Source organism: Photobacterium sp. GB-36 (assembly GCF_003026135.1).
Lineage (GTDB): Bacteria > Pseudomonadota > Gammaproteobacteria > Enterobacterales > Vibrionaceae > Photobacterium.
The window spans coordinates 1-7299 of sequence record NZ_PYNY01000048.1 but is presented as its reverse complement, the minus strand read 5'-3'; the positions used below and the strand labels follow the sequence as shown (position 1 = coordinate 7299).

General features: G+C 31.6%; 4 protein-coding genes and 2 pseudogenes. 5 read left to right on the top strand and 1 reads right to left on the bottom strand.

The window, feature by feature from the left end:
* Positions 1-105: 105 nt before the first annotated feature.
* Positions 106-1077 carry a YjbH domain-containing protein gene (locus C9J46_RS20990; protein WP_255419033.1) on the bottom strand — a complete coding sequence of 324 codons (972 nt, stop codon included), beginning with the start codon at positions 1075-1077 and terminating at the stop codon, positions 106-108.
* A 62-nt stretch (positions 1078-1139) separates the two neighbouring features.
* Here C9J46_RS20990 and C9J46_RS20985 point away from each other — a divergent pair.
* From C9J46_RS20985 to C9J46_RS20965, 5 genes and pseudogenes are all read left to right on the top strand, one after another.
* Positions 1140-2669 (top strand): annotated as a pseudogene (locus C9J46_RS20985) (polysaccharide biosynthesis tyrosine autokinase); the annotation flags it as partial.
* An 844-nt stretch (positions 2670-3513) separates the two neighbouring features.
* Positions 3514-3672: pseudogene (locus C9J46_RS20980) on the top strand (IS30 family transposase); the annotation flags it as partial.
* A gap of 238 nt (positions 3673-3910) precedes the next feature.
* Positions 3911-5311 (top strand): lipopolysaccharide biosynthesis protein, encoded by a 1401-nt coding sequence (locus C9J46_RS20975; protein ID WP_107291474.1) that lies wholly within the window; start codon positions 3911-3913, stop codon positions 5309-5311.
* Positions 5301-6476: an EpsG family protein gene (locus C9J46_RS21980; RefSeq protein ID WP_107291473.1), complete on the top strand. Its 1176-nt coding sequence runs from the start codon at positions 5301-5303 to the stop codon at positions 6474-6476. The genes C9J46_RS20975 and C9J46_RS21980 overlap by 11 nt, the downstream gene beginning before the upstream one ends.
* Positions 6473-7299 (top strand): glycosyltransferase family A protein (locus C9J46_RS20965; protein WP_146144679.1); only part of this gene is annotated, 827 nt, incomplete at its 3' end. The genes C9J46_RS21980 and C9J46_RS20965, both read left to right, overlap by 4 nt.

The following is a 7299-nucleotide window of genomic DNA, read 5'->3' as shown; positions in this document are numbered from 1 at the left end:
GATATATTATTGGTTATTACAGCCAATTACGACCACATCAATATAATGGCGGATTAACACCGAATGAATCAGAACGATTATATTGGTTAACCTCTAAAACCGTGGCTAGTATTTGTTGACCACTACACTACTACCTTTTGCTTTCGAAGTTAGGTAGTTAATACTTAATTTAGTATCTCCTAACCAGTGACTAGAAGTTACACGTGCACCGACATCACCTTGGAAATATTCGCCTGCTTGAAGGCCTAATTGCCAGTTATATTCTGGAAGTGAATAGGTATAGTTAGCTAATACACTTTGTTTATCTGCAATTTTTCTTCCTCGAGCATCATATTCGTCTTTAGATATGAATTTACTCGCTTCAAAACCCAGCATGTGATCGCCTTGTGGTGAGTACCATTGTGTTTCATTTATCCCTCCCCAGTAGCCGCCCATCATGTAGCCACCACTAAATTGAGTAATGATATTTTGTGGCAGTTTAAATGCTTGATGAAGAAGTGCACGGTCAAGCTTGTTTTCAAACGCTTGCTGATGCCATAAGCCACCTTGGTCAAAATCGTCACTATTATCAATAGGTACCATATAACGCAGATCAACAGCGGAACCTTGCCATAGTGGGGTATAAAGGTTGGCAGCAAGTGCGAGAGAATAATCAAAGAAGCCATATTCTGTTGCTGTTCGGTGATTTAATGCGGGAGATAAAATCACTTGGCTACGACCAAAACCGCTATTCATGGTTTGGTATAACCAAGTCGTTTGGTCAAAGTTAGGCTTTGCACTTATGGTGTTAAAGCTAAGTTGCTTACAAGGGATATCTGATTGAATAAATTCACGATAACATTGTGTTTCCGTGTTTACTGCAAACATTGGTAATCCGTTAGTCAGTAAAATTAGCTCAACATTTTGTTCTTGTTTTTGTTGGATGTTAGCTTTGCCATTTGATTTTTTGATGAGTTTAGCAAGATCACTAAAGGCACCGTCGCCTGCTTTGCTAGCAATAATACCCAGAGCAACACCTACACCATCTATTTGGTTATGGTTATGGTTATAACGGCGATTTTCTAACGCAATAACCATTTTATTATTACGATAGCCGACATTTAAATTAACAAAGCCTTCTTCTTTTAACGCATTGATTAAGTTTGCAAGGCTTGCAACGTGGTTTATCTGTGAGTGAACGAGGAAAGCAAACAGGTATTCTCCAGCTTTCAATGACAGGTGAGAATCGCACTAAAATAAAAGAGATATTAGATGACATCAGTCAGAATTACTTTTTACAAAATGTAGAGCGTAATTCTGCCGAAGCTGAAAAGAGTTTAGTGTTTTTAAAGAAACATTTACCTGAAATTAAAAGCCAATTAAATAATGCTGAAGACAAACTTAATCATTATCGTCAATTAAATGAATCAGTTGATCTTAATTTAGAAGCAAAATCAGCGTTAGAAGTGATGGTAAATGTTGAATCACAGTTAAATGAACTTACGTTTAAAGAAAGTGATATTTCACAGCGATTTACGAAAGAGCACCCAGCATATATTGCTTTATTGGATAAACGTAAAACCTTACTATCAGAAAAAGCACGCTTAAATAAACGTGTAGAGAAATTACCGAAAACACAACAAGAAATTTTACGCTTAACCCGTAACGTTGAAGTTAATCAGCAAATTTACGTTGAATTGCTAAACAAAGTCCAAGAGCTAAGCATTGTAAAAGCGAGTACTGTCGGTAACGTGCGTATTTTAGATTCAGCACAAAGCTATTCACAGGCAGTGAAACCGAAAAAAGCCTTAATTGTGGTTCTTGCAACACTACTAGGCAGCATGTTGTCGGTTGCTATTGCTTTACTTCGTGCAGCGTTCCATAAAGGGGTTTAAACGCCAGATCAAATTGAAGAAATTGGCTTACCTGTTTATGCTTCAATTCCATTATCTGACTCACAAACCGAGCCACTGAAAAAACAAAAAGGTAAAAACTTAACGGTAGAGCAAACCTTGTTAAGTGTTTATAACCCCGCCGATTTATCGGTTGAAGCACTACGAAGCTTACGTACAAGCTTGCACTTTGCGATGATGGAAGCAAAAAATAATGTGCTAATGGTATCAGGCCCTAGCCCTAATATTGGTAAATCGTTTGTATCTGTAAACCTTGCCTCAGTGATTGCAAAAGCGGGCCAAAAAGTATTAGTGATTGATGCTGATATGCGAAAGGGCCGAATGGAAACACAATTATGTACAGATAATAAACCAGGCTTGTCTGATTACTTATGTGGCAAACAAGATTTTAGCTATGTTGTTCGTGAAACGGATGTGAACGGTTTAGAATTTATACCTCGTGGTGATACGCCGCCAAATCCATCAGAGTTATTAATACACCCACGTTTTAAAGCATTAATTGAGTGGGCAGGGCAGCATTACGATATGGTGATTGTAGATACACCGCCTATTTTAGCGGTAACCGATGCTGCTATTGTTGGCGCCCATGTAGGAACCACCTTATTAGTGGGTCGATTTGAGCAAAATACCGTTAAAGAAATCGAGGTTGCCAAACAACGCTTTGAACAAAACGGCATTGAAGTGAAAGGCTTTATACTTAACGCCATTGTTCGTAAAGCAAGCAGCACCTACGGCGGAAATTATGGCTACTATAATTACAGCTACGACAGTAAGTAGCTTTTTAATAGCTTTAGAAAGTCGTAAGTTGTTGTCTTATTATGATTAATATCCGTTTGAAAAATGAACGTTTAAATAGAGTTCACTAGTGAAAAGAATGACATAACTATCACTTACAGATAGGATACCTTTCCTTATTGGAAATGATATAATACCCTTAAAAATACGACTGGAAAGATTTAGCTGCTAATTGGTAATAGCATATAACCAATGGGCGGTAGCGTGCCTATATCAGGCTAGTTGGTGGTATTTCTACCCTAAAGCTATTTAGTTTGCTATATGAACTAGGTTGTTTATAAAATTTTTAAGGCCTATTCCCCTAAAAGCACTAAATCTCAGTTTTTAAGTGATTTTTCAAAACATTAGTCTCAACAGCTAGTGTTTTTTTATGTCTCAAACTTGGCAAAAAGCGTCTTATGTTAATCAAAAGTCAGACGATGTAGGCTGAATAAATTCAATCTAAAAGTAATTTATTATGTAAGAATCCGATTTCAGATAATAAGTGCGACAACCATGGAAAAGCGTAGAAGAGGAAGCCAACTGCTGAAAGTGATACGCTCTTCTTGTCAAAGAAACAAGCAGTACTCCCATGTGTTATCAGTAGTTGATCGAGGGGAGAAGATAACAGATTTCTACCCCTTGGAACTGAGAATTTCAATTTTTGAAATTGCCCAAAAAGTAAAGTGCCTTCATACAACGGTTTATAGTGATTTTTAAAAATAACCGAGCACTCGGCTAATATTGTCCCAAGTACACTCACGCGTATTCTGTTAGCATGCGTAAGTCTGCTCATAAGTATCGGATACACGTTGAGTGTATTGAGTTTGTCCGTCTATAGCTCTTGGAGCGAGGTGCGAATGAAAATGCCAATGGCTTACTAAGGCAATATGTAAAGAAAGGGACGGACTAGAGAACGGTGACGGATGACGATATTCAGTTTGCACAATCAAGGATTAACAATCGTCCTAAAAAGTGTTTAGGGTTCAAGCAACTGGCCGGCTGATATTAGAGATTGTCGTACTTCGACGTTGAATTCGGGATTAAGGTAATAAAGTAGTATCATGAATTTGATTTTGCAAAATTTCACCTTACTAATGAATGTTATTATTAGATGATTTAGCGAAAACTACAGCGCTTTGAATAAAAAGTCATTTAGGTTTTAAGCTAAATTTTAATATGAAACGACAGTTATTAAAATTATGGATAAAGTTATAATACAATGAAGAAATATAAAAAATAATATGAGTTTAGTAAAAAGTACAGCAGCATATTCTATATCAAATTTAGTATTAAAATTTGGTGGGGTGTTATTATTACCATTAATGACTCGTTTGTTATCTCCCAATGAATATGGCGTCATTGGTTTATTAATGACAATTAGTTCATTATTGACAATAGTTATTGGCTTTGGATTATATAATCCGCAGAATAAGGTGCAATCTAAATATAAGAATAAAAAAGAATTAGGGGATTATTTATCTACGCAACTCATTTTGTTTTTAATCTTAAACTCTTTCTTTAGTTTTGTGTATATACTTTTCATCAATTCTGAAATTGGGACAAAGATATATTTAGAATATGGAATTAACTACCATGAACTTTTATTGATACTTATTCTATCTATAATTTCAGGCTGGAATGTCATAATTATCTCCTATTTTAAAATGGATAGAAGATATTATTTTGTTGCAATTATATCTATAATAAGTTTTTCTTTATTTTATGGTCTTGCATTCACGTTTATTACATTATTTAGTGATAATGTGGTTAGCTATATTTTATCTAATATACTTTCACAAATAATTATAAGTATATTTTTAAGCTACAAATATATTAAGTTAATGTCTTTTTCTTTTAATAAGAACAATGCAAAATACGCGATAAAAATGGGTTTTCCTGTGATATTTACAGAGTTATCAGGAAGAGTCATTGAGGCTAGTGATAGATTAATATTAGCTAAATTTATTAGTATGGCAGAAGTTGGTGTTTATATATTAGCGTCGACTGGAGGTCGTATATTAAGTGTATTTATTAGTGGATACACTAACTCATTATATCAATACCTATATGACGATATTAGGTCAAAGAGAGTAATTAGCAGTTATAGTAAATATTTTGTTGTAATAACTATACTGGTAGTTCTCGGTCAACTTTTATCAAAACCGTTAATACCTTTAATATTTCCATCAGACTACACTAATCTTCATTTATACTTTTCCCTAATTTTGCCAATTTTTGCACTGCAATATTTTTATTTTTTAGATTTTTATTTTCATGTTTCTGAGGATAGTAAGTATATTCCAATATTTTCAGTGTTTATATCAGTATTGAGTATAGTGTTAAACTTCGTTTTTATTCAAAAATATGGTGTTTACGGAGCTGTTATATCTACTTATTTATGCTTAATTTTACGTTTCTCAATTCAATCATTATGGATTAAAATAAAATATGATGTAAATATTAAGTATATTAATTTTATATTTTTAAGCTTAATCCAATTTTTATGTCCATATATAGATAACAAAAACAACCTGAGCCTATATTCTATAATAACGTTGTGTGTGATTTTAACGGCTACTTGTATTGTTTATATATGTGTAAATATTGATGAAATAAAAATGGTAAATAATAATGATAAATAAAACTATTGGGCATACTCTTTTAGATGTATCATTATTGATGATGAATGTCATTTTATATATACCTAGACTATTTATGTCTATTTTAACTAGAGAGGACAGTGTTAAATATACATTACCCTTATTTTTTTCGATTATAGCATTTAGTTTTTATCCGACCTATCAATACGATTTATTTAGAATATACAATAATTATCATAGCTATATATCAACTAACGAATATCAATATACAAGAGATTTTCTTTTATATAGTCTTTTTTTTATTGGCTCTAAGTTAGGTTTGAAAGCCAACTTCTTGGTTTTTTTTTCGTGCTATTTAATCTACTTTGCGTCACTTAAGGTATTATTTGATTATAAAGATATAAAACACATAAAGACGTTAGACTACTTTTTATTATTTATTATATTTATACTTAGTATACCGATTATCCAATATACAGGAATAAGGTTTTCGAGTGCTTTAGCATTTCTACTTTTGAGTTTGAATTATTATTTTCTTGAACAGAAGAAGAAATCGATATTTTTTCTATTCTTATCAATATTTTCACATATAGCGCTGATTATAATAATTCCAATATTATTTGTATCTCAAAAAATAAGAGTAATGAATTTCTCTAGAAGTACACAAATAATATTTATTATGATTATGTTTTTTATTGGATTATTCCCGAGCATAATCACTGAAAATGCGATATTTCTAATTGATAAAATTAATAACCTTATGGGATGGTCATTTATTAGTGTATCAACATATATATCTGGTGAGTGGGGGGTTGGAAGGCTCACTGAACTTAATAGTACAGGGCAATTAGTAGCTAATTTTAAAACCTATAGTTTATGTTTACTTCTATTCTTATTCTGCTTTATTGTTCCTCGAAAACTACAGTTATTTAATAGTTACATTTTTCTAGTTGGTTTTGTTTTTCTATTTCAACAATATGCGACTTTTTTTGATAGATATAGTCAAGTATGCGTAATTTACATTATAGTTATGACTCTCTATATACCTAAGACAAGAATATATTATTGCTATATATTAAGTTTAACCTTTTTCTTATTTTGTATAAGATCAATTGAGGTTAAAGATAGTATTGACTTTTTATTTACGTCTTATTCTAGTATATATAAGCATAGTCTTATTAATGTTATTCTTGAGGTATTTTCATGATATTGAGTATTATTATTCCATACTACAATTCAGAAAAAAATATTAATAATGTATTATCATCAATAGATATAAATAAAAATATTGAATATATATTTATTAATGATGGAGGTACTGACTCTACAACACGTATAATTGAGCAATATTTTTATAGTAACGATAACTATAAAATTATTGAAAAAGAGAATGGTGGGGTAAGTTCTGCAAGGAATGTTGGAATAGAATCAGCTAAAGGGGAATATATATTATTTTTAGATTCAGATGATTTCCTATACAAAGGTGCAATTTCTTATCTTATAAAGTTGATAACCGATTGTGATCAGGATGTTTATTCTTTTGATTATAAAAAAACCAACACTGTTGAATGTGATCGTAATTTAGTCACCTCATGTAACGAAATAATAATTACAAGAGATAATTTTTATGATGATTATGTTAGAGGTAAGTTGATTGATAGGGTTAGTGTTTGCTCTTGTTTATTTAAAAGAAGCTTTATATTAAAAAATCACATTCGATTTGATACTAAATTATCTTATGGTGAAGACCAGATTTTTATGATTGATGTGATAAATAAATCTAAGTCTATTACTTACCATAAAGGAACAATTATTCTTGGATATTTTAATAATATATCGTCAGCTATGAATACTTTCAATTTTGGTAGATTACTTTTTGTAAATGCTCTCGAAGAAGTATTAAATAAATTAGATATTGATAAGAGAACAATCGATTACAGAGTGAATAAAGAGTTAGTAGGTATAGGTACTATATATTATAGTTCGTATGATTTTATGAAATCTTATAAATTCTATAATCAGATTTTAAA

What these genes read in the sequence shown, in the direction of transcription:
- C9J46_RS20990 (WP_255419033.1), bottom strand. Translation starts at nt 1,077, where the DNA reads ATGGTTATTGCGTTAGAAAATCGCCGTTATAACCATAACCATAACCAA.
- C9J46_RS20975 (WP_107291474.1), top strand. Translation starts at nt 3,911, where the DNA reads ATGAGTTTAGTAAAAAGTACAGCAGCATATTCTATATCAAATTTAGTA.
- C9J46_RS21980 (WP_107291473.1), top strand. Translation starts at nt 5,301, where the DNA reads ATGATAAATAAAACTATTGGGCATACTCTTTTAGATGTATCATTATTG.